Origin of the sequence: Superficieibacter sp. (genome assembly GCF_032071645.1) — a bacterium.
Taxonomy (GTDB): domain Bacteria; phylum Pseudomonadota; class Gammaproteobacteria; order Enterobacterales; family Enterobacteriaceae; genus Superficieibacter.
Genome location: NZ_DAMAPU010000002.1, coordinates 220,290 through 246,602, shown reverse-complemented (window position 1 = coordinate 246,602; position 26,313 = coordinate 220,290). Strand labels below are relative to the sequence as shown.

Here is a 26,313-nt window from a genome sequence, read left to right as displayed (position 1 = left end):
TTTTTCCTCATCAGTCGTGCAACATACTGGAGCGCGCGCGGGCGCGCTTATCACGCTCATATCTTTCGAGCGCATCCTGTAACTGGCGTTCCACCGGCGCGCCCGGTGCCGCACCGCCCTGTAGCGTGATGTGATAGTCATTTTTACTCTGGTCAACATACGACCGCCCGGCGGGGGCGGTGACGGGTTGATATGACTGATAACCACTCAGCGGACCGGATACGGGCTGGTATCCCTGATAACCTCCTGCTGCGCCAGTGACCGCGACAGACGCATTACTCTGCGTGGACGCATTTGCTTTTGCGGCCGTCTGGTCGAGTGTGCCGGACTCCTTATTGATGACGCCGAGCTTTTCCAGTACCCACTCTATCCCGCTGCGCAGTTTGTTGAATGCCGCAAGCGGGAGCATCAGCACATCAGCCAGCGCCTGACCAAACATCACGCCGGTGTCACGACAACGGTTAAGGGTGTCCTGCGTCGCTTTAACCGGGGCTATCAGGTTAGTAAACCACTGCCACACGGCCTGTAATTTTTCGCCCAGCCAGTCAAACACCGGCTTAAGGGGTGCAAACAGGTCACTGACCGGCGCAAACGCCGCGCGCAGACCGTCAACCACACCGCTGAAAAATGCGCTGACCGGCTCCCAGTATTTGTATATCAGGAGCGCGGCGGCGGTAATGATGGCGACCGTCGCCACAACCGGCAGGGCTATTGCACCAATGGCCGACACAATGGCACCCCCGGCAAAACTGAAACCGGCACTCAGCAACCCGGCACCGGCTATCAGCGCATTGATGCCCGTCATGACCGGCCAGATAACCAGCCCTACGCCGCCCAGCACAGCCGCCAGCCCGGCAACCGCTCCGGCCATCATGACCAGATTTGACGTCAGCACAGGATTTGCCCGCACCCATGCCCCGAGCTTATCCATCCACCGTGTCGCACTTTGCGTCAGCGTGCGCAGGTGCTTGTCGAGTCCGTTAAAGACATTAAAACGCAGCCCTGCAAATGCCCCTTTCAGGCGTGCAATGTCACCACTCAGGTTATCCCGCAGCGTACCGCCCATCCTGTCGGCTGCGCCGCTGACCTCCCCGAACTGATTTTTAACGCCAGCCAGCGCGCCGAGAAACGCGGGGATCTGGTCGACAGACAAATCCTCAACCGGCGTGCCGAAAAGCGCTATTGCGGCGTTGGCTCGCTCCGCCGGGTCTTTGATGGACAGCAAGCCCTTCGCGGTTTTCTGCATTGCCATACGGGCTTTCGCGCCGCCGCTGGCGATACTGCGCGACATTTTTTCAGCATTAAGGCCAATCTGCTGATAAGCCGCGACGCTGTTCTTTGACATATCCGAGCCGCGTATACTGAACTCCTTGATGGCGTCGCCGGTTTTATCAAGCGCAAATTTGCCCTGTTTCGACATATCAACCAGCAGTGACATTGCCTCTTGCCCGCTGAATCCGAGGTTTCGAAAGTGCGTGGAATATTCGTGCAGAATTTCGGGCATTTCACCGCGCATTTCAGCGGATACGCGCTGCATTCCGGCGACAATCAAATCCAGTGCCTCATCACTGCTGCCCGCCAGACCGTTTTTCATCATGATGGCGGCAATCTGGATACTTTCCGCTGCCTCCTGACCGAACGCGGTCTGCATATCAAGCGCCTTGCGGGTGATGCGGGACAGCTCTGCCTCACCCACATTGCCGAGGGTGCCGAGCGTACTGCGCACTGCCGATACCGCCTCAGTGATTTTCTCAAGGTCTTCGCTCACCCCCGAGGTATTGATGCGCTGAATGACCCCGGCATACTCCGCCCCTTTTGCCGCGTTCTCTCCCTGACGGGCGGCAATCAGCGTGCCGCTTTGCTGCGTGTGTACTTCGGGGGCCATTAACCGGCTACCGGCATACAGGGCGGCGGTTCCCGCGCCCAGCGCAGCGGCGCTGACATTACGCACGCCAGCCGCCGCCGCTTTGCCGCGCTCATAGCGCTGGCGTACCGCGTTGAGCCTTTCCTGCTGCTGACTGACGCGTATCAGCGCCGCCCGCTGACGCTCAATAGTGGCGGTGGTGTGCTCGATACTGTCGCGAAGCGTGCGCCCGGCAGCAGACAGGTTATGCGTATCGATGCCGGACTGTTGCAGCTCGGTACGCTGGCGGTGAACGGACTGGCGCAGGCTGTTGTATTTCGCCTGCATGGCGGCTGCACTGCGCTTTGCATTTTCAAAGGCTTTTACCTGTGCCGCCGTGGGACTGGCCGTATTGTGCATCTGGATAGCCAGCGCAGCGGCTTCCGCTTTCGCATTTTTCAGCGCCTTGCCGGTCACGGCCAGTTGCGCACTGGTCGTGCGAAAGCCCTCGATACGCCGCGACTGCGCATTCAGGGCCTTGAGCTCGTCCTGCGATCCCCGGATATCACCGGCCAGCGTCCGGCTGGCGTTCTGCACGGCTTTAAAAGGGCGCGACGCCTGGTCTACAGCCCTGAGTAATACCTGTAACTTTACGTTTTCACTCATTCGTGTTTCCGCTTCGCTGGAGCGCTTTTTCACGCCATGTGATGAGCTCGGTCAGGCTCATGGGATACAGCTCTGATGGCGACCAGTGAAATATCACTGCGATGTCAGCCATCAGGTCATCAACCGACAGTTTTTTCGGAAACTCTACTGCGCCGAACTCGGTGACAAAAAACCGACCACCTTACCGGCGAGCGTCACAAGGTCGGGCAGCTCCAGCGCGGCGACCTCCTGCTCGGTCAGCATCGGTGCGGTCAGGCGCGGCAGCACCTTAATCAACGCATCAACCTCAGAGTTTGCCACCGCCGCCAGACTGACGCCGCGAAGCGTCCCGGCATTGGGTTTCATCAGTGTGATGTGTTCAATGGTCTGCTCGCCACGTTTAACGGGGGTGTCCAGGAAAATCACATTTTCGTTGCTCATAATGCTCTCTCAGTAAAAAGGGATAAGCGGCCAGACGTGCTGGCCGGGTTAAAATTACAGGCCGATATTGCGCCGGTGCTGCTCCAGCCGGTCAGTGCCGTTGACTTTCTCCACCATGTTAATAGTGTCGATTTCGACCAGCTCCTTACCGTCCATCGTGAGGCGAAAATAGGTGCAGGCCACAGAGATTTTCGACTCGGTGTCTTCGCCCTGTTTGCCCTCGCCGGTGTCGATTTCTTTCTGACGGCCACGCATGACCACCTCGACCGCCACCGTTTCGCCGGTATCGTCGCGCTGGTAGGAGCCAGCAAAGCGCACCGGCACAGCATCAACGCCGGTTGCACCGTAGAGTTCCCATATCACTGCATCAGGAAAACCGCCAAGTGACCATTCCATCGACAGGGCGTCATCGTCGAGGCCAAGATCAACCGGTGCTGCACCGTTCATCCCCGCCCCGCGATAGTTTTCGAGCTTACGCGTCAGCTTTGGCAGCGTGACTGACTTGGCAACACCCTGATAGCTGTAGCCGTTCAGAAAGACGTTCATGTGTTTGAGTTTGCGCGGCATTGCCATTTAGCCTGGCTCCTTAATTGCTGTTGACCGACGACACCAGATCCGCCAGATATTTATCGGTGATGCGCTGGCGCAGGGTCAGGTTTTCGAGAGGGGGAACCGGCGTATAGTCGTAATCGATATACAGCTTACCGGCCTTGAGGGTTGTCGCATCATTGGCTTCTTCATCAAACCAGCAGGTCGCATCCACGATATAGCCGCTCGTTTTCAGCTCGCGGAATTTGGCGTTGATGCCGTCGACGATATCGCGGATGAGCGTTGCGGTGATGGGCTTGTCCACCGCCCACATGTGCGCCCCGGCCATCGTGTCGGCGATAACCTGCGCGGTGCGGGTGTAGTTTTCAAACAGGAAAAGCGGATCGTCTGAACAGGTGCGGTTTCCCCAGAAGCGAAAGCCATCTTTTCGAATAAGCGTGGTGACGCCTGCGGCGTTGAGCAGGTCGGCATCGGTGCCGGGCTCCTGCAAATCCCAGAATACCGAAGCGTTGATACCGGTGACGCCATTCACGCTGACGTTGGACAGGGTTTTATGCCATCCGACCGTCTGGTCAATGTAGGCCCGCAGCCCCAGCGCGCGGGCGGTCGCCCATGCCGTCGCGGTGGCGTTTACCGTGGTATCCCATGCGAGAAAGTCCGGCCAGATAACCATTAATTCACGCTGACCGAACGTGCTGCGGTATTTAGTGGCCTCGGACACGGTTTTACAGCCCCATGCGCTGACATAGCCAAACGCGCGCAGCTTCTGACAGACCGGCGCAAGTGCGGCCGCGACTTCGGGGGTATCAAATCCCGGCACGCCGAGAATGCGCGGCTTAACGCCGGTCACGGCCTCTGCGGTCAACAAGGCTTTCAGGCCAGTGTATTTACCGTTTTTATCCGTGGTGCCGATGATATTAGAAACCGTCTGCGCCAGTGCGGCTTTTGCGTCGGTGCCGGTGCCTTCTTCCACGCGCACGACAACAATAACAGGCTTTGACTGGTCCGCGATGGCCTGTAATGACGCGGCCAGCGTGCCTTTTTTACCGGCTTTTGCAATGGCACTCTGTACGCTGGTAATCAGTACCGGCTCGTTGAGGGGAAAAGTCTTCGCGTCGGCATCACTGGCTGTGCAGACCATGCCGATAATCGCGGTTGAGACAGTGGAAATGACGCGCGTGCCGTCGTTGATTTCGACAACCTGCACGCCGTGATGATAGTCACTCATCCGGTTAACTCCGTGGTTAAGGGGTGAGGACATTGTCAGGTCGGCGGGGGCGGGGCGCTATTTGTCAGGGTTGGATGAGGAACAGGACAACAGAACAACGGCGGGCATCAGCCCGCCTGCCTTACTCCGGCTTTTCAGGCCAGTTGATATCCGGTGAACGTGACAGGTCGGCCTTTTTCAGCGCCCGGATATAGCTCATCCAGTTGATGAGGCTTTGCCGGTCATCGTCGCTGATGGTGTCGAGCTGTAACTCGGTGCGCCAGTCAGCGGTGATGGCGTTCGCCTCAGCGATACGGCGGTCACGCTCGCTGATGGCCCATGCAGGCCAGTCGGTCGCAGGCTGCACAAGAACGGGATACCCGTTATCGCCCGGCGTGATAACTTCCCCCTCTGCCTGTCCGGCAAAAAGGCGGCGATAATCAGCATCGCTGACTTCGACGGCATCAGCAGGCCAGCCCGCCGGGGAGTCCTCATATTCGCTTTTGTTCTCCAGCAGGTAAAACCCTCTTACTGCGGCGCTGTAATAGTAGGTCTGGCTCATCGTTAATATCCTATTGCGAGGTATTTACCGCTACGGGGGTTAGTGTCGCTGGCCCCCTTCTGAATCACGGCTCCGGTTTTATTAAACCCCTGACAGCCTATCTGCTCAGAGGCTCCCCCGGTGGACGGGATCGGGATAACAATCAGGCAGGCATTCGGAAACGCCTGCGGAAAGGTGATGCTCACCCCGTCGCCACCGGATGAGCCGGGAATGGACCACGCGCCAATACGCATTTTCAGCGAGGACAGCGCCGCATTCCACCACAGGCCGTTACCGTCGGTGCTGATGCCGTCTTTCAGAAAAGCATCAAGCCAGCCGCCCCATTTCGTGCCGGAGATATTGCCGTCTTCCGCAATCGTCGCCTGACCGGCCTTAAGCGCTTTTCCGGCGCTTATCGTACCGCTGTGAAACAGTGAATCTTTACTCACTTCCAGCACTGACGTACCGCCAACGGTGAGCGCAACCTTGCTCCCGTCCGCCGCTGCATTCCAGCCTGCCATTTTCGGGTAAAACATCATCGTCGGGGCAGTGATACCGGAAAAGGCAGGCGAGTCTTTTGTCCCCATGCCGATTTCAGTTAAAAAGTCTGCGGTTTTCGCGTCTTTTTTAATATCCGTCCCCGGTGCAAGACGGGAGAGCAGAAAGGCGAGAAAAACCTCTTTATCAATTGTGTCTTTACGTAATGTCATGGTCAGCCTCTCACGCCCATACCCTGTAAGGGGGGGCAGGATTAATCGAAAAGGTATCCAGTAAACTGGTGTCGAAATCATCGCGGATGATGCGCAGGTTTACATGCCATCCCGGCACCGGTTTATATTCCGGCTCCTTTGCATCAGGGTTGTCCGCAATATAAATAATGCCGATAATATCGGTGCAGATATCAGGATGATAAAGTCCGTCTTCGCCTGACTGATAACCGGCTTTCAATAACTGCTGTTCCATTTCGCGCGCATCAGTAAAGCGCAGATATAAATCTTTCATCAGCGAATCCCCTTTAATTGCCTGTCAGACAGTGCATGGTTCCACATGCGTACATTTCTGATGTGTCCGAAAATATGAGAGCCACCGTTAACGCCCGCTCCCAGCCATATTTTTTCCGTCATGATGCGGGGGTGCTGCGGCACACCGCTGACAATCTCCCTGCCCCTTGTGAAACAGGAAAGGGTATCCATGCCGACTGATATTGCTGTCACCCCGGCGGCAGGCGCATCCACAATCTGAAAGGATGCCGCCGAATTCAGAAACGACATATCGCCTTTGGTCGTGTACTGGATAACGCAGCGGGGGTTAATATCACGCGAATATTCAACCAGCCGCTGCAAGAAATTCCGGCCGGGGGTGTCAGTTATCTGATATTCCATCGCGACAGTACATTCATAAAGGCCAATGTTCCCGGCCATCGGCAGGGTGAGAATGTCAGGCGCGCGCGTGACGGCGGCACCGTTGGTGGGTATATACGAGGTCGGCATCGGCATGGCTTCAAACTGCATACGCGTGACGGTCACATCGCTGTTGAAATACGTGTGCGGGTTAGCTTCGCCGGTGTTTGTCACGGGTCCGGCTACATAAACGATATAAAGGCCGTTGCCATAAGTACACAGGGTCTGGAGCTGGAATTTACTGCCCGCGAAATACGCATATTCCCCGTCAGGGTGCAGGGGGCGGTCAATGGTCATTGACAGGCAGTAGTAATCACCGGCGTTTACTGTTGCCTGAATACCCACAGCCTGTTTCCATGACTGCGCGGACGTGTTCGCCCCGGTAATACGCACCGCATTCACGCCGTCGAGCTTAACCTGAGAGGCAGTCTGACCACCCTGAAGGATGGGAAAAGCGGTTGGTTCGCTTTTAATCAGTAAATTCGTGCTCTGACCTTCCGTTAACAATCCCTCTTTTTCAAATCGCGGTTCATTAATTTCCGCTACCTGTAAATTGCCGGATTTATCGATATAGGTTGCCGTACTGGCGCGCTGAAAGCTCAGGGATTTGGTCGGTAATTCCAGCGTCTGCCCCGCGATACTCAGCGTGTCGTAAGGCGCAACCCCGGCCAGCAGGCGCAAATCATCGCTCAGAGGAGCCCACACCGCCGGAAAGGGTAGCGCGGCATCGCTCACTGCGCTGACGGCTTCGCCCTGCACAAATGCCGTGGTCGCAATCTGCGTGCTGTCATTTCCCGCTGCGGGCGTCGGCGCTCTGGGCGTACCGGTCAGGGTCGGGCTGGCCTTCGGGGCGTACTGCGGGTGCGGGTCTTTATTGTCGAGATGCTTTTTCATCGCATCATCAACGTAACTTTTAACCTCGATAACTTTATCATCAACATACTGGCGGGTTGCCAGCACGACAGCCGGGTCAATCTTAAGGGTGATGGCGGTCGTGCTCGATACAATCAGGATCATACGAATGGTCTGCGTGCGCCCGCTGCCCTCCTGCAATAACGGCTTATAGGTTTCGGGGCAGTTGGCGACCGCAATTAACACGCCGCTGTCATCAAACAGACCGATTTCACGTATCCAGAAACCGCCCTCGTTTTCGGGGATCACCTGCTCGGCGATAATCTGGCCGGGGTTGGTTGGATCGGTGTTCAGCAGGTTCAGCGGGGCGATACGCTTCTGGCTAATGAGCTTCGTCTGCGCCGGATCGGGCGTGGGTAATTTGCCGTTAGCATCACCGACGGCCATTTGCGTCAGGTTCAGCTTCGTACCGAGGGCGGCGGCGTTCGCCAGCCGTGCCGCACCCTGACTGGTCAGAATGGCATAATATTTCGCTGTCATGCGTTCACTCTCAGATTATCAATCAAATGAATGGCCGGGGCCGTGTAAAAATCACCGCCGACGATGATCGTCTCGGGGATGTAGGGGTAAACCGTCAGCGCATCGCCATCATAGCAGCCTGCACCGGCATAAATGCTGCCCGTGGAGCTCAGGCTGATGGCAAGCCCGGTCAGGTGACGGCTTGCCGGTTTCGCGTCGTCAATCAGGCGCTCCAGCTCCTGATACATCGCATCGGTGATGCCGCTGTCGAGTACGCCGACCACAAGGCGGAATGTGCCAGGCTCCTCGTTGAGCTGCCACCACTCACGCACCTGAATCAGATAGCCGAGCGGCTCCACCACCCGGCGCAGGGCGCTGATGGTGCCTTTATGCTGATGGACAAAGAACGCTGACGCGATGACGCTGCGTTTTGTTGCCTCCGGCCAGTGCTCATCCCAGCGGTCAACGGACAGCGCCCACGCCAGATACGGCAGAAGACTGACCGGGCAGGTTGCCGGGTTCCACAGGGTGCGCAGCGGCACCGGCACGCGGTTGATTTCAGCGGCCGCTTTTGCTGCGGCCACTTCCAGCGGGGAAGAGCCCACGGGTAACAGGCGGTCATCACTCATCCGTACCCCCGGCAGTAATGGTGTAACGGGTGCAGTAAGATGCCTGATGGCGGTCGAGCACAATATCGCGTGCCGGGGATGTCAGTTCGACACGCTGCACCCCCTCGACGTGAAGTGCAGCATAGATAGCCGACTGGCGGATATCGCGCCCGAGCCGGTGCTGCGAGCTGATATAAGCCGAGAGTTTTTTCTCTGCTGCCTGCCGGATGGGCTCCGCTTCGGGGCCGGGGTAGAAATAGAGCGTTGCATCAATCTGGTAATTCACAATGCCTGCGGCCTGCACGGTCACACGGTCGCCGACCGGGCGCACGTCTTCGGCATTCAGCGCCTTTTCCACCACGGCCAGCAGGTCAGCGCTGGCCGTGCCATTACCTTCACGTGATAACACGGTGATCGTCACGCAGGCCGGAGACGGGCTGACGACAGAAATGTCGGCGACACGTCCGTCGGCGCTGCGCCCGTGATATTCATACGCCCCGGATGGCCCCGCCACACTTAACCCCTCAAAAGCCTGCTGCGCACGCAGGCGTAAATTAGTATCGGACTCCATCACCGCCGCCGTGGGGGGAAGCGTCGTGTCGTCAGCCGGGGTAATGGTCAGACGCCCGGTGTTGTTGTTCGCAGCCATCACGTCAAGGTCGTTACCCTGCGCGTAAGCCAGCATACTGGCGCGGGCGGCTTCGTTGACGCGCTGTCGCAACAGGACTTCGCGATACGCATTTTCCTCAAGGAATTTCGTCAGCGGCTCAGACTCCAGCGCCAGCGTGCGGGCAACGGCGTCCTGTTGGTCTTCGGGAAACAGGGAAATCAGTGTTGCCTTTCGCGCGGCGAGAATGATTTCAAAATCCAGCTCCTCGACCACATCCGGGGCGGGGAGCTGGTTCAGGTCGATAATCGGCATGGTTTCAGCTCACGGGAACGGTTAAAGAAAGGCTCTCGTCGGTGTCAGTCTGCTGGCCCGTCAGGTTAACGACCATCTGCCCGTTAAACCGGCGTTCCGTGGTCACTGATGTGAGGGTGATGCGCGGCTCCCATTTCAGGACAGCCATATAACACGCGACCATAATTTGCAGCTCAAGGGCTGGCGTCTGCGGCTGGTCAATCATGGCCGACAGCAGGGAACCATATTCACGACGCATCACGCGCGATCCGACAGGAGTGCGCAGGATATCGCTCAGGCTCTGGCGGATGTGCTGCACATCGCTGACAGACCGGCCATCGCTCCGGCTCATGCCGGTATACCGGGCCGTCATTGCGGGCCTCCCGTTATCCCGCCGCTGTCACCGGGGTGTTTATGGGTGTGCAGTACCTTGCCGTTTGAGGAAAGCGAGCCGCCGCTGTGCTCAATATTGCCTTTCATCGTGCCGCCTTTTTTCACCTCAAGCGTGCCGGTGGTGAGTTTGTTGGTGCAGACGACTTCTGGCGTATCAAGCGTGATGCGGGTTGAGGCTTTGACCAGCACCACCGGCACGCTGGCAGTGATGGATTCTGATGCCGTCACTTCAGCCGTTTTAATGCCGCTCACGGTCAGGGCGCTGGTCTGCGGCTCATACTCAATAACGGCACCGTCGGGAAAAGCCACGTGACATGCGTCAGCCGAGGCCGACGGCGCAGGGTTATCGTCAGAGAAAATGCCGGGCAGCACAAAAGCCGTATCAAGCTCACCGCCGACAGCGAGGATCAAAACCTGTTCACCCACCGAGGGAGCCCACCACGTGCGTGAGCGCCCGGCGCGGTGCGTCAGCCACTGGAGCCAGTCGGTATACATGCCGCCGGTCTGCACGCGACAGCGCCCGGTGTCAGAGTCAGTTTCGACAATGACGCCGGTGCGTATCATGTTGCGCAGTGCGCGGGCGAGTTCCTGAATATCTGCGAGTGTGTTCATACCGGGAAGGATGCCGCCGGACGATCCCGGCGGCAATTCATGATGCATGTGCAGTCATCTGCACAACAAGCTAAAAAGAAAATAGTGAATAGAGGCTTACAAAAGGATAAAACAGAATTGAAATAAGATCATCAAAGCTATTTTTTTCAGGTTGAATAATAGCTCCAGCCAATACAAGGTAAGCCGCATAACCAAAAGCTAATAATCTGCGTGAATATCTAAAGGCTTCATTACCGTCCCTCGCAATTGTATATGCATATGACAAATAGAAGCCCGAAAGTATCAGCAGCGGGCACACAAAACTTGAAAGAACGATGAATGCAATCTCCAGCCATCCCGGAGGTGTGCTAAACACATCCCTGATACCATCATTAACCGAAAATTCGTAAAGTGAGATTAATTGGGGGTATAAAGAAAGGTAGGGCACCATCTTTTCTAGCGCGCAATAAAAAATGACCCCCATAGCAACAGATGCAACAGGATATAAGATATCCCACCCCCTCCTGTATCCATTGAATCTTATAGTATTGAAATAACCAAAGATAGCTAATGCGGGGAGAATAAAAGACAGAGACAGCAATAACTTCAGGAAAAACAGGGGGAACATGTGAAACACAATCATCATCAAAAAGGCACAAACCTTCACAGAAAAAGATATTTCCTTCTTAACGCCCGCCATTATCTCATTATAAATCACTAAATTGTTATTTCCATTTATATCTGGACTCTGGTTCCTGGTGTTGTTCCTTAGATTAAGGTTAATCCTGTTAATCTTGAAGCTAAATAGTGCGCCAACACTAAGACCCAACACAGATTCAATACTAATTAAATTTTCAAACATTCAATATTCCTTCACTGATAAACTTAAAGACACTCGGCATAAACATACCATAAGAGGAGCCGCAAAAGTCATTGAGTCAGTGCCTTGATTATTTCCTCTTCAATGATTTTTTCATCATCCCGGCTAAATCCCAATAACTCACGAACAGGATATTGCACAGCGGGGCCGTTGCGCTGCGGTTTATCCTTCATTCCCGACTGGTGCACCCGCGCAATGCGCTGCACCCTGCCGGTAAACTCCACCGCCGCCGCGTTACCGTCACCGGTCGCTTTCATGTAGCGATTAGTGCGCAGCTTCGCAAACATTTCACGCTTAACCCGGCCTTTCTTGCCCCGTACCGGCTGACTTTTACGCGGGGTAAACGGCGTGCCATCGGGGGCAATCTGCGATTTGATGCGCTGCTGCTGACGCTGGCGCAGTTTCTTCGCAATATCAATCGTCAGACGCCGGCGGCCAGCCGGTGACAGTGCGTTTATCAGCCCGGTCAGTTTGTCCTCAAACGGTTTAAGGTCACTCATTCCACTTACTCACCAGTTCACCATTGATATAGAGCTCCATTGGCCGGGTGACAGGCTCCAGGGGCGGTGGCTCGGGCAGATTCTGCACGTGCAGCGCTGCATCGACCTCCTTAACCAGCGTGCGCTCGGTCAGTAGCAGACTGATGCTGATATCAAAGCTGCTGTCATTGTTGATATCTGCATAAAAGGTAAATCCTTTTTTCTGTCCCACGTCCGTTGTCATGATGTCAGGCTGATACTCCCGCACCCATGCCATCACCGGCACGAGCAGCAGGTCAAAGTCACCGGTGAAATCCGTCACCACCACATTGAGCGTGTACTGCTTTTCAAATGACAGCGAGGCGGCAAGGGTGGCGGCAATTCTGCCGTTATCCACAAACAGGCGCAGCATATCGGGGTTAGTGCGCAGCACCGGCACCGCATCAGTGAGGGCGCTGCGCAGACTGTCGGGTTTCAGCATATAAATCGTCCTGGCATTGTCGGATGGTTTCCACCTGTAGCGCGCAGCTCTCCAGCGCGCGCTCAAGGTTTCGGATGTCAGCGCTTAAATCGCCGTTAGTCGCCGGGTCGCTTCCCGGCATCGGGCAAAGCGTGACGGTCGGGCAACCGTTGTAAACAATCACCGGCTGAGGCGCAGGCGGCGCGTCGGTGCAGGCGGCGCACAGCATCAGGCAAATCAGCGCTGTACCAGCGGCGAAAGGCTTCATTTTCATTAAGTAACCTCGTGATGACTTTTTCCCGCTGCGCCTCCCGCGCACCGGCGGCATTCAGCTTTTCGCGCAGTGCAGTCTGCGCCCGTTCGTTTTTGTCTGCCCGGTCAGCGGCAACCGTGAGCTGGTTTTTCAGCATCTCTGCCGTGCGCCTGTTCTCACCGGCAATGCGGCTCGCCCTGTCGAATGAAGCACGCAGGCTGCTGTTTTCGTGCCGCATCCACAGCAGCCCCGCCACGGCCAGTGCCAGCAGGATAATCAGTGTCTTCATGTCCTTGCTCCACCCGCGCTGCGCCATACCGTGACCAGCTTATCGAGGCTGTGCTCGCGCTGGCCGTACCCGGCCCCCGGCAGGGAGGCCCATATGTTGCAGCATCGTTTGATGGCACTTTCAATGCGCCCCTGATGTAAATCCTCCAGTGCGCCGCGCTCCCGGATGAGCTGTATCGCGAGCCTGTCCTGAGATAGCGGACTGAAATCAGGCAGGGCGAGCAAATCGCGGTAGTGCGGCCAGTAACGGTAAAGCTGCTGATAGCGGCCCGATGCCGTGGACTTGTCGCCGCGACGGTTAAAGGGTTTGGCGGGCCTGCCCTGCGCGAAAGGGTGATCGCCGTAGTCAGTGAAAATTTCCGGCCTGCCGTCAGTGCCGGTGACAATCACGTCATAACCACGATTTACCGTCAGGGGATGCGTTGCGGTGCCCTCGGAAAACGCAAGCGTGTCAAGAAAGGCCGCAACGTTCTGATGCGTATCAATGACCGGCATCCTGTTCCTCCTTCGGTGATTTCAGACGGCGCTGAATGGCAATCTCAACGACCTGATAACCGGCAATGCCGAGCATGGAGCCGAGGCCACACACGGCAGGCAGGGACATATCAGGAAACTGCACCAGTACCACCCCTGCCACCATTGAAACAAACCCGCCGAGCAACATGCGCCCCACGAACAGACGCGGGGTGACGGGTTCCCCGCCTGCCAGCACCTTGCCGACCACTATCATTACGCCAATCACAAACAGTGACAGGACGCCTTTTTCACCTTCTGTCATTTTCTCAGTCCCACAGGTTGATGGTTTCAGTAATGGGCGATGACTGAACATCAGGCAGCTCAATGACGATGCCATGCGGCAACACTGCGCCATGTTCAGCCAGTCCCGGATTTGCTGCGAGCACGGCCTCAAATACGCCCTCAGTGCGCCCGTAATAGCGGGCGCACACAGCATCAAGCGTGTCGCCCTGTTGCGCCCGCACGTTCATCAGATTTGCCCCACAATACAGCGTGCCTTGTCCTGAATACGCGCCACAGACCAGCGCATATCCCGCCACATTTCATCGATAGTGCTCTCGATGCTGTCGGCCTTTTTATCGCCTCTGGCGCTCGCATCTGCGCCGCGATAGCCCTCATAAAGCGTTGCCGTGGTCATCGAGCACACCGCGCTGACGTAGTGAAAGACACGCACGCTTTCGCCGTCGAGCTGGTCAGTCGGGACATCTTCCAGCCGGGGAAATCCGGCGCTTACCTGCTGCTCGCGCCAGTCGCGTAACTCAGCATTGGTTTCAGCCATTGCCGTTTTGATAGCTTTTCGCAGCCTTGCCGGGGCAACGGTCTGTTCCAGCCGCATCCATTCACGCACGCGCTTCGGATCGATATCCGGGAAAAACGGCGTGTTTTTAATGACCAGTTCCTCATCGTCTGCGGGAGGAATAACCAGCGTGTCGCGCTTCTGCGCCGGGTTATTAATTACAAGTGTCGTCATGACAGCCTCGGTAATGGGTGGGCGGTGGACGCCGGTCACTGTTAAGGTGAAACACCTGCACTGACCGGCGTGCCGCCCGGCTCGGGGAGCGTCTGGTTAACTGGCGGTACTGACCGCCTTTCGTGGGCGTCCGCGCTTTGCCGCCGGTACAGTGGCAGGTTTGCGCGTGCGCTGTTTAACCGGTTTAGTGGCGCGTTCTGGCTTTGGTTTAAGCGCGTTGACGAGGCGCTCGATGTCCTTCTTGACGCCCGCCGCGCGGTCAAGCTGCATGGCGCGTTGCAGGTGCGAAAGTGCCTCATTCAGTCGCCCGGCATCGCGCAGCACATAGCCGGTAATTTTGTGCAGTTTTGCGCGCACGACGTCCGGCATATCCGCCTGCTCAGTCAGCCGGAGGGTATCAAGCAGGTCATCCAGCCCGACCGGCTGTTTTAAATCTCGCTGGCGCTGCGCTGACAGTGCCACCTCTTCGGCCAGAAGATAGGCCGCGTGCCGCTGACCTGTCGGCATGGTCAGGCCATGCGCCAAGGCATAGCGGGCAATCTCCAGCGCACCGGCGATATCATCCGCATCGAGTCGCCACAGCATGACGGTCATCACGATATCGTCCTGCGCGCCCTTACCGCTGCTTATGACCCCGTTCACCCACGGGGCGTAGAACGGCAGGAGCTCACGCTTTTTATCGGCCTTACGTTCTTTTGAATGGATTGTTGATAGCGTCCGGCGGTCTGCGGCCAGCTTAACCAGCATCTGCTCATAGGCATTTGCATTGCGCAGCGGGGCAGCACCCCGCCGCGCAGCTTCAGAGGCCGAAACCCGCATCATGTAACGTGCTGCGGGGCTCATCATGGCTTACTCTCCGTCGGTCTGCTTTGCAGCAGCGAATTTGCCCAGCTTGATATTTTCAATCAGGCACCCGGCGGCATACGCTTCAACCACATAATCAATCTTCATGGATTCGTAGTTTTCGATGCGGTCCTTTTTCGGCTCTTCAATGATGGCGCGACGGTGTGCATCATCCATGAAGTAAACCGACAGGTTGTCGAGACGCGTCACCATCAGCGCATCAGCCGGGAAATAAGGCACCCGTACCGCTGGCAGGTTGCCGATCCGCTTCTGGCTGATGATGATGTCAGCGGCCAGCGATTCGCTGTTTTCCTGCGTTTTGTTGACGATCGGAAAGTATTTATCAGCCAGCAGTTTGCGACCGGTAATGACCACGAGCTCGGGATCGTCCTGATAAATTTCGTCAATCAGGTTAGTGGTGGCATCCATAACCAGTGCATCAAGGTTTTCATAATCGCCGTTTTCACCCACGCGGATGATGGCGGAAAGGACATCACCCTTTTCATCAAGGATTCTGGACATCACGCGGGCGGGAGCTTCATTGCGGTACTTCTGCAACCAGCCCACCGCGACATCCTGTAGCATCGGGTTTTGCTTACGGTTCGAGGTTTCCGCGCGCATGACGCCGTTGAAACCGGCCATGATGAAATCAAGCGACTGGCGTTTAATGATGGCGTCGCGGATACGCGTCTGGAAGTCCTGAAAACGCGCCCACAGATCGAGTTGTTTATAACGAATATGGAAATCAAAGTTGATTTGCGCGCACTCGTATTTATTGGATTCCAGCGCGGTAAAGTCAGCGGTTTTACGCTCATCATCCCCGGCGGTATCTGCCGTACTCGCAATGGTGCCGTTAACACCCACACCGACCTTTTCACCTTTCAGCTCATCAACTGGCACGATGTTGACTCGCGTCAGAAATTCAGAGGATGCCTGTAAGGTCGTCATCAGGGTTTGCGTGACCGACGGCTCAACGCTGAATTTTTTTGCCACATCACCGGTGTCGACGCCGTTCAGTTCGGCAACGCGGCTCAGGTAGGCATTGAATTTAAAACGGGTATCTTTACGCATTGTTATTCCTGTAATTTCAAAATAAGTTCAGGCCGGGCAGCAATGACACCCGGTGTGTTATCAGCAGTTGGTCAGCAGTTCATCGCCTGTACCGCCTTTCGACTTCTCGCGGCGCGGCTGGCTCAGGCTTTCGGTGTTATCGAGTGAGGTTTTCAGGGCGTTAAATGCCTGAGTGGTTTCTTCCGAGGTAGTGGCGACGTCCTGCTTTAACTGCGCGAAAGCCAGCTCCATTTCACCCAGGCGTTTTTCATTCGCGGTGAGGTTCGTCTGCACATGTTCAGAAACCGCCGTGACCGCTTCATGCACATCGTTAAAGCGCGCATCGTCGCTGGCCTGTTTACGACCGAAAATAGCCTTAACGGTGGCGGTCAGACTGGTGAACATGGTGTCGGGAGCGTCTTCAAATTCCAGTTCAGCAAGCGTTGCCACTGAAAAGAGATCGTCAGGCTGTTCTTTTTTACCGGCGAGGGGGTTCTGCGTGGCACGGCTGCAAAATTCAAGGTATTCCGTGCCGAGGCTTGCCGGGTCGTCAGTGACGGCCAGACCGACAAGATAGCTTTTGCCGGTATTGGCAAAATTCGGGCGAATTTCCATCGAGGTATACACTTTCTGACCTGCGCGCACCATGCTGACCAGCTCATCAAGCGGGGCAATGCGGGCAAAAAGCGCTTTTTTGCCATTCAGTGCCGAGTCATCGCTGATGGTTTCGGCCTTAACTTCGGTCACATCACCGTAGCGTTTGAGCACGCTGTCAGGGATAACGCTGCGCAGATGTTCAAGGTTGATGCGACAACCGTAGACACGCGGGTCGAACGTGTCCGCCATATCCTGAATGTCATCACCGCTAATGACACGGCCATCGCAGGTGTCACCTTCAACGCCAATGCGAAACCATTTAGAAACTTTCTTTGCCATTGTTCAGATGTCCTGATGTTGGGTTTTCGGGTCGGGTGTAGTTTCCCGACTCTGCCCCTCATCAGCCACCGGTCAGGGAAGTGCAATTCCTGACACAACAGGCGTTTAGCGATTAAGCCGGTCCATTTCCTTAGCCTTGCCTCGTACCAGTGACAACGAGGCTCACATGACCATTTCAACCGACCTTTCACTTTTAAATGATCCGCGACGACAGGCCCGCCTTCTGTACTGGCAGGGGTTCGCCGTTCCGCAGATTGCTGACACGTTGCAGATCAAACGCCCGACGGTGCAGAGCTGGAAGCAGCGCGACAAATGGGACGACACCGCGCCACTCAGTCGCGTGGAATCAACGCTTGAAGCGCGGCTTATTCAGCTCTATGCAAAACCTGAACTGACCGCGCACGACTTCAAGGTCGCTGATTTTTTATCGCGGCAGATGGAGCGCCTCGCACGCGTGAACCGCTACGGCCAGACCGGTAACGAGGCGGATTTGAACCCGAACATTGCCAGCCGCAACAAAGGGGATCGCAGGAAGCCGAAACGTAATTTTTTCAGCGACGAGGCGGTCGAAAAACTGGAGGACATTTTCTTCGGTCAGTCGTTTGAATATCAGCTCAACTGGCACCGGGCCGGGCTTGAGCATCGCATCAGGCACATCCTTAAATCGCGTCAGATAGGGGCAACATTTTACTTTGCACGTGAAGCCCTGCTGCGCGCCCTTAAGACCGGCCAGAATCAGATATTCTTATCGGCCAGTAAGACGCAGGCGTATGTTTTTCGAAAATACATCATCGCCTTTGCACGTCTGGTTGATGTCGACCTGTCAGGCGATCCGATTGTCATCGGGAACAACGGCGCAGAGCTGATTTTTCTTGGCACCAATTCAAACACCGCGCAGAGCCATAACGGCGACCTGTACGTCGACGAAATTTTCTGGATACCCAACTTTCAGAAGCTGCGCAAGGTCGCATCGGGCATGGCCTCACAGTCACACCTGCGCACCACCTATTTTTCCACGCCCTCCACGCTTGCGCATGGCGCTTACCCCTTCTGGTCAGGCGAGCTGTTTAACAAGGGACGCAGCTGTGCCTCCGAGCGCGTTGATATCGATATCAGTCACAAGGCACTGGCACGCGGGGTGTTATGCCCGGATGGTCAGTGGCGACAGATAGTAACCATTGAGGATGCGCTCGCGGGAGGCTGCACCCTGTTTGACCTCGACCAGCTCCGGCGTGAAAACAGTGCGGATGATTTCCGAAACCTGTTTATGTGTGAGTTCGTCGACGATAAAGCATCGGTGTTTCCGTTTGAGGAGCTGCAACGCTGCATGGTTGATGCGATGGAAGAATGGGAAGACTTTGCGCCCTTTGCCGACCGTCCGTTTAACTGGCGACCGGTCTGGATTGGCTACGACCCGTCACACACCGGTGACAGTGCAGGCTGTGCGGTACTGGCTCCGCCTGTTGTGGCCGGGGGTAAGTTCCGCATTCTTGAGCGTCACCAGTGGAAAGGAATGGACTTTGCAGCACAGGCCGAAGCTATCCGCGCATTAACCGAGAAATACACCGTCGACTATATCGGTATTGATGCAACCGGCATTGGTCAGGGTGTTTTCCAGCTTGTGCGCTCATTTTTCCCGGCAGCGCGCGCCATCCGTTACACGCCTGAAATGAAAACCGCGATGGTCCTCAAGGCAAAAGACACCATCAGGCGCGGCTGTCTGGAATATGACGCAGGCGCAACCGACATCACACACTCATTCATGGCAATCCGTAAAACCATGACCAGCAGCGGACGCAGCGCCACCTATGAGGCCAGCCGCAGCGAAGAGGCCAGCCATGCGGACATCGCCTGGGCAACCATGCACGCCCTGTTAAACGAACCGCTTTCCGCCGGTAGCGGGATGCACTCAACCTCAATTCTGGACATAAATTAAAATGGCAAAAGAACAAAAGACAGTGAAAGAAACTACCGCCAGCACGCCGCAAAAAATGGAGGCATTTACCTTCGGTGAGCCTTCGCCGGTTCTGGATCGCCGCGATATTCTGGATTATGTCGAGTGCGTGCATAACGGCAGATGGTATGAGCCGCCGGTCAATTTCTCCGGGCTGGCAAAGAGCCTGCGTGCCGCCGTGCATCACAGTTCCCCGATTTACGTTAAGCGAAATATCATTGTCAGTACCTACATCCCGCACCCGCTGTTATCGCGTCAGGATTTCAGCCGCCTTGTGCTGGATTATCTGGTGTTTGCTAACGGCTATCTTGAAAAGCGTGTAAGCGTCACTAACAAGCTCATGAAGCTTGAAACCTCACCGGCCAAATATACCCGCCGTGGTGTGGAAGAGGATGTGTACTGGTATGTGCCAAGCTTCAACGCTCCTCACGAGTTCGCACCCGGTTCAGTCTGTCATCTGCTTGAGCCTGATATCAATCAGGAGCTCTACGGGATGCCGGAATATCTGAGCGCGCTCAATTCAGCCTGGCTTAATGAGTCGGCCACGCTTTTTCGCCGCAAGTATTACCAGAACGGGGCGCACGCCGGGTACATCATGTATGTGACGGATGCGGCGCAAAGCAGCACTGACGTTGATGCGCTGCGCTCCGCGATGCGTGACTCGAAAGGGCTCGGTAATTTTAAAAACCTGTTTTTCTATGCTCCCAACGGAAAGCCGGACGGCATCAAGATTGTGCCGCTTAGCGAGGTCGCCACGAAAGATGATTTTTTCAATATTAAAAAAGTCAGCGCCGCCGACCTGCTTGATGCGCATCGCGTGCCTTTTCAGTTGATGGGATGTAAGCCCGAAAATATCGGTTCAGTGGGTGACATTGAGAAGGTGGCAAAAGTGTTTGTGCGCAATGAGCTGACGCCGTTGCAGGAACGATTTAAAGAGATTAATGACTGGCTCGGAATGGAGGTGATCCGCTTTAAGGAGTACACCATCGATGCTGATTAAACCCGCCTGAAATGCCGCCTCCGGGCGGCATCGTCACGCGCGCAACCAGACGCGTAGCAGGCCACGCATTTTACGCCCTGCCCCATACATCCATGTCAGTGAAAAAATCATCGCTACGGCTTACTCAGACTGAAAAAAATAAAAATAAAATACACCGTCAGCGCGCAATGCTCTCCCCGCCACGCCTGCCCGCTTTATGGATCGGTTTTCATGCAACTGCATGAACAGGCCGGAGGCGCGGCATCGCTGGCGCGGATAGCCGCAGAAATAGTTCAGAAGTGTATGCGAATACATGCAGGTAATGCAGGCACACACAGCAAGGAGAAAAAACTAAGCAGCCTTACCCAAATTAACACTAGGAATTATTAATGAGTCAGAAAAAATCATCACTTCCTCACCGACTCTCTTGCTTTGTGCTGTATAACTCAACGAATATTCTGATTGCCTGAAAGCCTCATAGATTTTCTTTATTTCTTCAGCGTTATCATATGATACAAGCCAATTTTTTATACCGGACTTACATAAGGCATTTTTCACGTTAACGTGATCCTCATGTTCGTAATAGTTCCTATATAAATCCTGCCCTTTAACATAATAAGGGGGATCTAAATAGACTAGTAGATTATCGCTTCCAGACGTAACATCCTTGATATTGGATAGTAATTTCGCCGCATCTAAATTGGTGGTTTTAATTCTATTTCTGTAATTAGATATTGCCCTTATTCTAGATGTTAAATCAGCCTTATTAAACCGAACATCCATCTTCCAATCACCTAACTGCTCCTTTCCGCCAATCACACCAGCCTTGAGAATACCGGAACGATTAGTTCTATTTAAAAAGAAAGCAGCAAACCCTAATTCCAATGGTGATTTAGTATCAGAGGAATTAATGATATCCTTCTGATGGTACCATGTATCCATTGTAACCGAGCAAGTTTCAATCATTGAACAAAGAGCATCTGTATCATTAATAACCGAATACCAAAAACTATACACAGCTGGATCTGCATCATTAATGATAACATTTCGAACATATTCATTCATAACTAAATCAATAGCTATTGCAGCACCGCCAGCATATGGCTCGACATAATAACCATCTGTGATTGAATTTTCATCAAGCAAAGATTTCACATAGTAAGATAGCTTTCCCTTACCTCCTGGATATCTGAGCGGTGTATAAAACCTCATAATTTACAACCCTTTAATAATAAAGAATAAGTTGAAAGCATTCTAGCACAATCCATGTGATTTTTCCATTTAATAACAATAAGTTACAAAGAAACAACTTTCCATATTGATTCAATTAATGGCTGAAAGTTATCCCATTCAGTATTCACAAACTCTTTTGAAGGTATCAAATTAGGATTATGAACATACTGTTGTAACGAAGAACCTGCATTTGTCATTTGCTTAGAATAACTCAAAATAGCAGTTTTCTGTGCACCACTCATTTTTTTCTTTTCAAATAAATCATTTGAAACCAATACAACCTTATCATGTAGTCCTGGTGTTCTTTTTGGATTTTTACTATCTAAAAAAACCAATTTATGAGTGTCAAAGTAAGTATTTAGAGATAGTTCAATAAAAACTCTCAACATTACAGCAAGTGAGTTCTGATGCTCACTATGAGTCATTTTTTTTAACTCCGTAAAAATTCGATGACACCTTTTATGTTCGGTGCCAAACTTCAGTGATACCCCCATTGGGATCATATGATTACGATTAATACCTACAGGATTGAATTTTTTATTATCCTTCCCTTTTTCTTTCCCTGAACTATCTGAACTATCTGAACCATTAGTATGGTTATCACTATCTTTACCACCAGATTCGTTATCTCCGGAGTCCTTACCATCTTTTGAACCTTCGGACCCATTATTATTTTTTTGTTCATCAGAGTTATCAACGTCAGATAATTTAGGCGGTTCCAATAGGCGCCATTCTTTTTCAAGTTGAGGTGAATAAGATGTAAGTTGAAGCTCAGATATCAGATTTGCACGATCTTCTTTAAATCTAATCCTATTAACTGTAAATTCTGTTTTACCACTATCATCAGTTAAAATCATTACATTTAAAACTTTCCTCAACTCACTAATAAAGCGAATTAAAGGTTGTGAGCAAAAAAGAACGCCATCTACTCCATTAATATTCAAACTTTTTCTAAAGCTTGGATCTCCGATCAGTCGGTCAAGGTTGGTTATTTTAATCCTATTCTTTTCTTTAATTATCTTCTCGAAATGCTCTGGAAACAAATCAATAAAAGAATAAAGTTGATTAGCAAAAGACTCTTTACCATTTCTTGCCATAAATCTTAGCTGTTCCGGAGTTGTCCAGCCAACCCTTCCCGCGCCATCATTCTGACCGGTATGCTTCAAATTTATCCAATGGTTGTATTCTTCATTATCAAAAACGACACAATCAACGTCCATGACCTTGATTTTTCTAGATTTCTTTATTCTATCAAAAGTTGATTCAAAGGTTTTATTTTGAGCCAGAGAAGGATTTTCTATTAATTTCAATGCAGTAACCCTGCGATTACCCTCTTTTACAACAAAGCCTTTTTCAAGATCATCATTTTCAATGACTATCATACGCTCAGAGGGATCTACTCCTTTCTCAGCGATATCTCTTGCTAGCTTAATTAACTTTTGACCTTGATTCTCGACCATAACTTTAATAGCTTCACGCTGTCCATCTGCGTTCTCACTAAATCGAGAGTTTTGTACATCCAGCATTAGATCACTTATTTTGATATTCTTGTACTGATACATTTCAGCATCCTCAATGCGATGAAAAGCTAAAGTAAAAACTATATTACCATCAAACATAAAAATAGCGCCATTACACCAGTTTACGCAAAATCTTAGCAGTAACAACTACCAATGTTGATTTTGTAACACAAGGCAGCTAGCTATTCATTTCTGGAGGATTACTAAAAACTCAATCATGAGTACCATAGGTACCGCTAAAGAATATTGTTTTAACTCCAATACCGCCGCAGGTTTTTGGACACTGTAAAAATACCTGCCCATCTGGAACCCACCGTTCAAGATCCAAGCCCCCTGTAAACAACCTAGAACTTTGGTCTTTTCTACCCATCACTAATACCTCGCGCAGCTTGTTGCTCAACCACGGCACCGCTGAAAGCAAGTTTCAGCGCCGCCACGATTAACTCAATGTAACAAGCTATGGTCTGTTAGTTCATAACATCCATATTCCGCCCATACTCATGGCTGCGGATTTTAGCCATCAGCTCATCGGTAAGCTCAGAAACCCACTGGATGGCGAGTCCTTTTTCTTCCTCGCTGCAATCACTCTCAGCTACAAGCTTTAAAAAAAAATCAATGCGCTGGAGCTTCAACGACTCCAAAAAGTAATCCTGCATCTATCCTCCTACCACTACATGAATGCCAAAAGACTGCACACACAAATACTGTTTATGCATACAGTATAGCACCCTAAAATAGTTGTAAACTATTTTTGCGTTTCAATGGGATGCATGTGCTGTACACTTGCCCTTTGCATATTTTTAAACCTACCCATAATCCCCTTCGCACGCTTACCATACTCCTCATTCTTAAGCGCTGCGGCACAGAACAGATCACCATTCGCTGATCCTTTAATCCATCCTTGCCCGTAATTAGCACGCCCACCTAAAATCAGGTGCAGCGCCTCACCCCGGCTTATGGTTATGCCGGTTGTTAAATCTATCTCGTCGATAGTTTTCGCTATAGCTGCGTTTTGCTCATCCGTTCCGTGGGTGAATTTTCTCCGCATTGCTGGCTCGCGCTTTCTGAGCCGCTTCGTCAGCTCCCGCTTTTCGCGCCGACTGAGGGGTTTTGTTAAATCCATTACCGGTGGATCGCTTTCGCTTCCCGTACAGTTATTGACAGAACTCCGAGAGGGCGCAGGAGCGCCCTTAAGGTCAACGGCCAAATCAACGGCACGCTTCGGTACAATTTTCCATTGTGTTAACCGGGTTAGAATTGGAGAACCGGCACCAATTACAGAATCATATACACCACGAATACAGAGAACTTCCTCACCATATTGGTTGAGATCGGTGCGGGGTTCGCTCAGTGTACGTACTTGCAAATCATCACGACGGACAAACGGTCCACCTTGTGCATTGACATACTCATCCCAATGTCCATAGTGTGCCGCGTCATGGACTGCCGCAAACTCTACACTGAGTGCACGGGCAGTTTCGGGATCTGCCATTCGCCGCAGTTCGCGGTAAACCGTTACCGGCGCACCACCGATAAACTGAAACTGACGAATATGCCAGCGTGCCGCCCATGCTGAAACGGCGGGTGCTGACTCTTTCAGCAGCTCGCCGCTTTCATCATCGGTTTCGCCATCAAGGGCATAACCATCAATATTTTTCGAAATGTATTTAGCCACATAGCCGGTTGCGCTGCCTTTTTCCGGGTCAATAGCTTCGGCGTGGAAACGCGCCTTTCTGGCTTTATCGCTTTTCAGCTCGTAGCTATCCTCCTCTCGCGCATAATCCTGAATAATCTGGCGCACGCGTTCGACGTTTTCCGGCAACATAAATATAAGCATGTGCCAGTGTGGGGTTGCGTCGTGATGAGGTTCAGCAACACGTATGCCGAAAATGCGGATGTCTTCCCTGTGCAGCTTGGCACGGATACGCGCCCACAGGCCCGTAAGATAGCCCTGAGTATCTGAGGGGCTGGCACCGTTCCATTTGCTGTTACGGTATCCTGCTTTGGTTGTGGCGTGATATTTGGAGGGTGCAGTCAGCGTGTAAAACTCTCCGACATAGCCGAGCTCATTGCAGATATTTTCAAACCCACGAATGCGGGTCATCAGTTCACAGCGTCGTTTTGCCGGGTTAGCCACAGAGCCATCGTATTTTTCAATCAGACTAATGCGGTTTCCTTCTTCATCCTCAAGATCCAGCCCTTTAAGAAATTCACGCGTGCGGCGCTTCTGCTCGCGCCAGTCAGTTACGCAATTCTTACTTGCATAGACATGTTTAATTTTGCTGACATTGCCGACAGCAATTTGCAGGTGTTCACGCCATGCAGCCGCGACACGGCGAAGACGCCCGCGCCACCACGTATCTGTAAACATGCGCATAATTGCCGGAGCAACTTTATCCTGGTCAAAATATTTTGTGGTTGTTCCCGCCCAATGCGGCGGAGTGACGCCAAATTGCAGGGACAACAAACCGGCGTGCATATACCAGTCATGTAACGTCGCCAGTTCGCCTTTGTCAGCGCTGGCATCGTCGTTGTTAGCCAGTTCGGCCCTTATGAAATTAGCGATATCAGAGGCCAGCAGGTCAATATCGGCTCGTGACATATCCGGGAGACGATTGTAACGCGCAACCATATTGACCATCCTCGAGGCCAGATATTGCATTATCTGCGTGTCGAAATGACCTTCGAAAACAGCCGTTGATACGTCATTGTTTATGCCTGCGCGCTCGTATTTCTTTGCGACCAGTTCAAGGCGCGGCAATGCTTTTTTACAGAAACTTATTAAAAAAGCATTGGCCCGCTGACTGCCGTGATTTTGTTCCAGCACTGTAGCAGTGCGGTACACCTCAAAACGTACACACTCAGGCTGGAGAGAAAGCGCTTTCCGTGCACGCAGCAAAGCCGCGAACATCCGATCGCGGCGATACTGTTGCTCATAAGTGAGGTAAGGGCTGACTATTGCCGACCGTGGAGCATTCCACGGATAAGCGAATGAAAAAGCCAACTTATACGCCCCGGTAATGTTTGTTTCTGAGTTCTTCGATTTGCTGACAGGTCACGCAAAAAGCCACCCCCTGAATCGCAATACGGCGCGCCTCGGGAATAGGAGCGTTACATTCTTCACAGAGAAAGCGGGAAGGTGCAGCGATACGGCTGCGCGCATGGCTGATGTGACGCTCGCGGTCTTCCTGCTCGCGCTGTTGAGCGATATCCATTACGTCGGCCATTAGTGGATCTCCATAGCCTGATGGCGGTAAATTTCGCTTTCCTGTAACAAAAGCTCCAGCGCCTCGTTAATGTCGAGTTGGTTGGTTTTAATGTGGTTAGCCAGGTTAACCATGCGGCTTGCCATCACTTCCGCACGCGCGCGGCGCTCCTGCATCCGCGCGTCCGTCAGCAACTGGCTAAGGCCAGATTTATCTACTGTGGTTTTAGTGGCACGAGTTACGGTATTACACATAA

32 protein-coding genes and 1 pseudogene are annotated in these 26,313 nt (G+C 53.1%); 2 read left to right on the top strand and 31 right to left on the bottom strand.

The features are described from left to right. Positions 1 to 10 precede the first annotated feature (10 nt). The 25 genes and pseudogenes from RT197_RS05480 to RT197_RS05360 all read right to left on the bottom strand — a co-directional run bounded on the left by RT197_RS05480 (position 11) and on the right by RT197_RS05360 (position 17,165). The gene (locus RT197_RS05480) at positions 11 to 2,509 is read right to left on the bottom strand and encodes a phage tail tape measure protein (protein ID WP_312948146.1); all 2,499 of its coding nucleotides are present in this window, start codon (positions 2,507 to 2,509) and stop codon (positions 11 to 13) included. Further along, positions 2,502 to 2,621, bottom strand: coding sequence for a GpE family phage tail protein (locus RT197_RS05475; protein ID WP_312948144.1), 120 nt, complete (start codon positions 2,619 to 2,621; stop codon positions 2,502 to 2,504). The genes RT197_RS05480 and RT197_RS05475 overlap by 8 nt, the downstream gene beginning before the upstream one ends. 32 nt (positions 2,622 to 2,653) lie before the next feature. Then, a complete protein-coding gene (locus RT197_RS05470; protein WP_312948142.1) occupies positions 2,654 to 2,929 on the bottom strand; it encodes a phage tail assembly protein in 276 nt (91 codons plus the stop codon). 54 nt (positions 2,930 to 2,983) lie between these two features. Continuing rightward, the gene (locus RT197_RS05465) at positions 2,984 to 3,502 is read right to left on the bottom strand and encodes a phage major tail tube protein (protein WP_312948140.1); all 519 of its coding nucleotides are present in this window, start codon (positions 3,500 to 3,502) and stop codon (positions 2,984 to 2,986) included. 13 nt (positions 3,503 to 3,515) lie between these two features. Next, a complete protein-coding gene (locus tag RT197_RS05460) occupies positions 3,516 to 4,706 on the bottom strand; it encodes a phage tail sheath protein (RefSeq protein WP_312948138.1) in 1,191 nt (396 codons plus the stop codon). A 121-nt stretch (positions 4,707 to 4,827) separates the two neighbouring features. Beyond that, entirely contained in the window at positions 4,828 to 5,247 is a 420-nt protein-coding gene (locus RT197_RS05455) for a tail fiber assembly protein (RefSeq protein ID WP_312948136.1), read from the bottom strand. Positions 5,248 to 5,249: 2 nt separating this feature from the next. Then, positions 5,250 to 5,936 (bottom strand): hypothetical protein, encoded by a 687-nt coding sequence (locus RT197_RS05450; RefSeq protein WP_312948134.1) that lies wholly within the window; start codon positions 5,934 to 5,936, stop codon positions 5,250 to 5,252. Between the two features lie 10 nt (positions 5,937 to 5,946). Beyond that, complete coding sequence (locus RT197_RS05445) at positions 5,947 to 6,228, bottom strand: hypothetical protein (RefSeq protein ID WP_312948132.1); 282 nt, start codon at positions 6,226 to 6,228, stop codon at positions 5,947 to 5,949. A gap of 1,141 nt (positions 6,229 to 7,369) precedes the next feature. Further along, positions 7,370 to 8,018: pseudogene (locus RT197_RS05440) on the bottom strand (phage tail protein); the annotation flags it as partial. Further along, a complete protein-coding gene (locus tag RT197_RS05435; protein ID WP_312948130.1) occupies positions 8,015 to 8,626 on the bottom strand; it encodes a phage tail protein I in 612 nt (203 codons plus the stop codon). The pseudogene RT197_RS05440 and the gene RT197_RS05435, both read right to left, overlap by 4 nt. Further along, positions 8,619 to 9,527 carry a baseplate assembly protein gene (locus RT197_RS05430; RefSeq protein WP_312948127.1) on the bottom strand — a complete coding sequence of 303 codons (909 nt, stop codon included), beginning with the start codon at positions 9,525 to 9,527 and terminating at the stop codon, positions 8,619 to 8,621. The genes RT197_RS05435 and RT197_RS05430 overlap by 8 nt, the downstream gene beginning before the upstream one ends. 4 nt (positions 9,528 to 9,531) lie before the next feature. Next, positions 9,532 to 9,879: a GPW/gp25 family protein gene (locus tag RT197_RS05425; protein ID WP_312948125.1), complete on the bottom strand. Its 348-nt coding sequence runs from the start codon at positions 9,877 to 9,879 to the stop codon at positions 9,532 to 9,534. Then, complete coding sequence (locus RT197_RS05420) at positions 9,876 to 10,511, bottom strand: phage baseplate assembly protein V (RefSeq protein WP_312948602.1); 636 nt, start codon at positions 10,509 to 10,511, stop codon at positions 9,876 to 9,878. The genes RT197_RS05425 and RT197_RS05420 overlap by 4 nt, the downstream gene beginning before the upstream one ends. A gap of 70 nt (positions 10,512 to 10,581) precedes the next feature. Further along, entirely contained in the window at positions 10,582 to 11,352 is a 771-nt protein-coding gene (locus RT197_RS05415) for a hypothetical protein (RefSeq protein ID WP_312948122.1), read from the bottom strand. Between the two features lie 68 nt (positions 11,353 to 11,420). After that, complete coding sequence (locus RT197_RS05410; RefSeq protein WP_312948119.1) at positions 11,421 to 11,870, bottom strand: phage virion morphogenesis protein; 450 nt, start codon at positions 11,868 to 11,870, stop codon at positions 11,421 to 11,423. Then, on the bottom strand, positions 11,863 to 12,330 hold the full coding sequence (locus RT197_RS05405; RefSeq protein ID WP_312948116.1) for a phage tail protein: 468 nt from the start codon (positions 12,328 to 12,330) through the stop codon (positions 11,863 to 11,865). The genes RT197_RS05410 and RT197_RS05405 overlap by 8 nt, the downstream gene beginning before the upstream one ends. Then, a complete protein-coding gene (gene lysC, locus RT197_RS05400; protein ID WP_312948113.1) occupies positions 12,293 to 12,538 on the bottom strand; it encodes an Rz1-like lysis system protein LysC in 246 nt (81 codons plus the stop codon). Before lysC ends, RT197_RS05405 begins: the two co-directional genes overlap by 38 nt. Beyond that, on the bottom strand, positions 12,426 to 12,851 hold the full coding sequence (gene lysB / locus RT197_RS05395; protein ID WP_312948111.1) for an Rz-like lysis system protein LysB: 426 nt from the start codon (positions 12,849 to 12,851) through the stop codon (positions 12,426 to 12,428). Before lysB ends, lysC begins: the two co-directional genes overlap by 113 nt. Then, positions 12,848 to 13,345 carry a glycoside hydrolase family 104 protein gene (locus RT197_RS05390; RefSeq protein WP_312948109.1) on the bottom strand — a complete coding sequence of 166 codons (498 nt, stop codon included), beginning with the start codon at positions 13,343 to 13,345 and terminating at the stop codon, positions 12,848 to 12,850. Before RT197_RS05390 ends, lysB begins: the two co-directional genes overlap by 4 nt. Then, the gene (locus RT197_RS05385) at positions 13,332 to 13,628 is read right to left on the bottom strand and encodes a phage holin family protein (RefSeq protein WP_312948107.1); all 297 of its coding nucleotides are present in this window, start codon (positions 13,626 to 13,628) and stop codon (positions 13,332 to 13,334) included. Before RT197_RS05385 ends, RT197_RS05390 begins: the two co-directional genes overlap by 14 nt. 4 nt (positions 13,629 to 13,632) lie before the next feature. Continuing rightward, positions 13,633 to 13,836 carry a tail protein X gene (locus RT197_RS05380; protein WP_312948105.1) on the bottom strand — a complete coding sequence of 68 codons (204 nt, stop codon included), beginning with the start codon at positions 13,834 to 13,836 and terminating at the stop codon, positions 13,633 to 13,635. Then, positions 13,836 to 14,336, bottom strand: coding sequence for a head completion/stabilization protein (locus RT197_RS05375; RefSeq protein ID WP_312948102.1), 501 nt, complete (start codon positions 14,334 to 14,336; stop codon positions 13,836 to 13,838). Before RT197_RS05375 ends, RT197_RS05380 begins: the two co-directional genes overlap by 1 nt. Before the next feature lie 96 nt (positions 14,337 to 14,432). After that, a complete protein-coding gene (gene gpM, locus RT197_RS05370; protein ID WP_312948099.1) occupies positions 14,433 to 15,182 on the bottom strand; it encodes a phage terminase small subunit in 750 nt (249 codons plus the stop codon). 3 nt (positions 15,183 to 15,185) lie between these two features. Further along, entirely contained in the window at positions 15,186 to 16,250 is a 1,065-nt protein-coding gene (locus tag RT197_RS05365; RefSeq protein ID WP_312948096.1) for a phage major capsid protein, P2 family, read from the bottom strand. Between the two features lie 60 nt (positions 16,251 to 16,310). After that, positions 16,311 to 17,165 carry a GPO family capsid scaffolding protein gene (locus RT197_RS05360; RefSeq protein ID WP_312948094.1) on the bottom strand — a complete coding sequence of 285 codons (855 nt, stop codon included), beginning with the start codon at positions 17,163 to 17,165 and terminating at the stop codon, positions 16,311 to 16,313. 166 nt (positions 17,166 to 17,331) lie between these two features. On the opposite strand from RT197_RS05360, the gene RT197_RS05355 reads away from it, so the two are divergent. Together RT197_RS05355 and RT197_RS05350 are read left to right on the top strand one after the other, a co-directional pair. After that, on the top strand, positions 17,332 to 19,101 hold the full coding sequence (locus RT197_RS05355; RefSeq protein WP_312948092.1) for a terminase ATPase subunit family protein: 1,770 nt from the start codon (positions 17,332 to 17,334) through the stop codon (positions 19,099 to 19,101). 1 nt (position 19,102) lies between these two features. Then, positions 19,103 to 20,119, top strand: coding sequence for a phage portal protein (locus RT197_RS05350; RefSeq protein WP_312948090.1), 1,017 nt, complete (start codon positions 19,103 to 19,105; stop codon positions 20,117 to 20,119). A gap of 330 nt (positions 20,120 to 20,449) precedes the next feature. Here the strand turns inward: RT197_RS05350 and RT197_RS05345 are convergent, their stop codons facing one another. The 6 genes from RT197_RS05345 to RT197_RS05320 form a co-directional block, all read right to left on the bottom strand. Continuing rightward, positions 20,450 to 21,310 carry a DNA adenine methylase gene (locus RT197_RS05345; protein ID WP_312948088.1) on the bottom strand — a complete coding sequence of 287 codons (861 nt, stop codon included), beginning with the start codon at positions 21,308 to 21,310 and terminating at the stop codon, positions 20,450 to 20,452. Between the two features lie 83 nt (positions 21,311 to 21,393). Then, on the bottom strand, positions 21,394 to 22,950 hold the full coding sequence (locus RT197_RS05340; protein ID WP_312948087.1) for a hypothetical protein: 1,557 nt from the start codon (positions 22,948 to 22,950) through the stop codon (positions 21,394 to 21,396). A 368-nt stretch (positions 22,951 to 23,318) separates the two neighbouring features. Then, positions 23,319 to 23,507 carry a hypothetical protein gene (locus tag RT197_RS05335; RefSeq protein ID WP_312948085.1) on the bottom strand — a complete coding sequence of 63 codons (189 nt, stop codon included), beginning with the start codon at positions 23,505 to 23,507 and terminating at the stop codon, positions 23,319 to 23,321. A gap of 89 nt (positions 23,508 to 23,596) precedes the next feature. After that, positions 23,597 to 25,855 carry a replication endonuclease gene (locus tag RT197_RS05330; protein ID WP_312948082.1) on the bottom strand — a complete coding sequence of 753 codons (2,259 nt, stop codon included), beginning with the start codon at positions 25,853 to 25,855 and terminating at the stop codon, positions 23,597 to 23,599. A gap of 1 nt (position 25,856) precedes the next feature. Continuing rightward, on the bottom strand, positions 25,857 to 26,078 hold the full coding sequence (locus RT197_RS05325; RefSeq protein ID WP_312948079.1) for a TraR/DksA family transcriptional regulator: 222 nt from the start codon (positions 26,076 to 26,078) through the stop codon (positions 25,857 to 25,859). Next, entirely contained in the window at positions 26,078 to 26,311 is a 234-nt protein-coding gene (locus RT197_RS05320; RefSeq protein WP_312948077.1) for a DUF2732 family protein, read from the bottom strand. The genes RT197_RS05325 and RT197_RS05320 overlap by 1 nt, the downstream gene beginning before the upstream one ends. Positions 26,312 to 26,313: the final 2 nt, after the last annotated feature.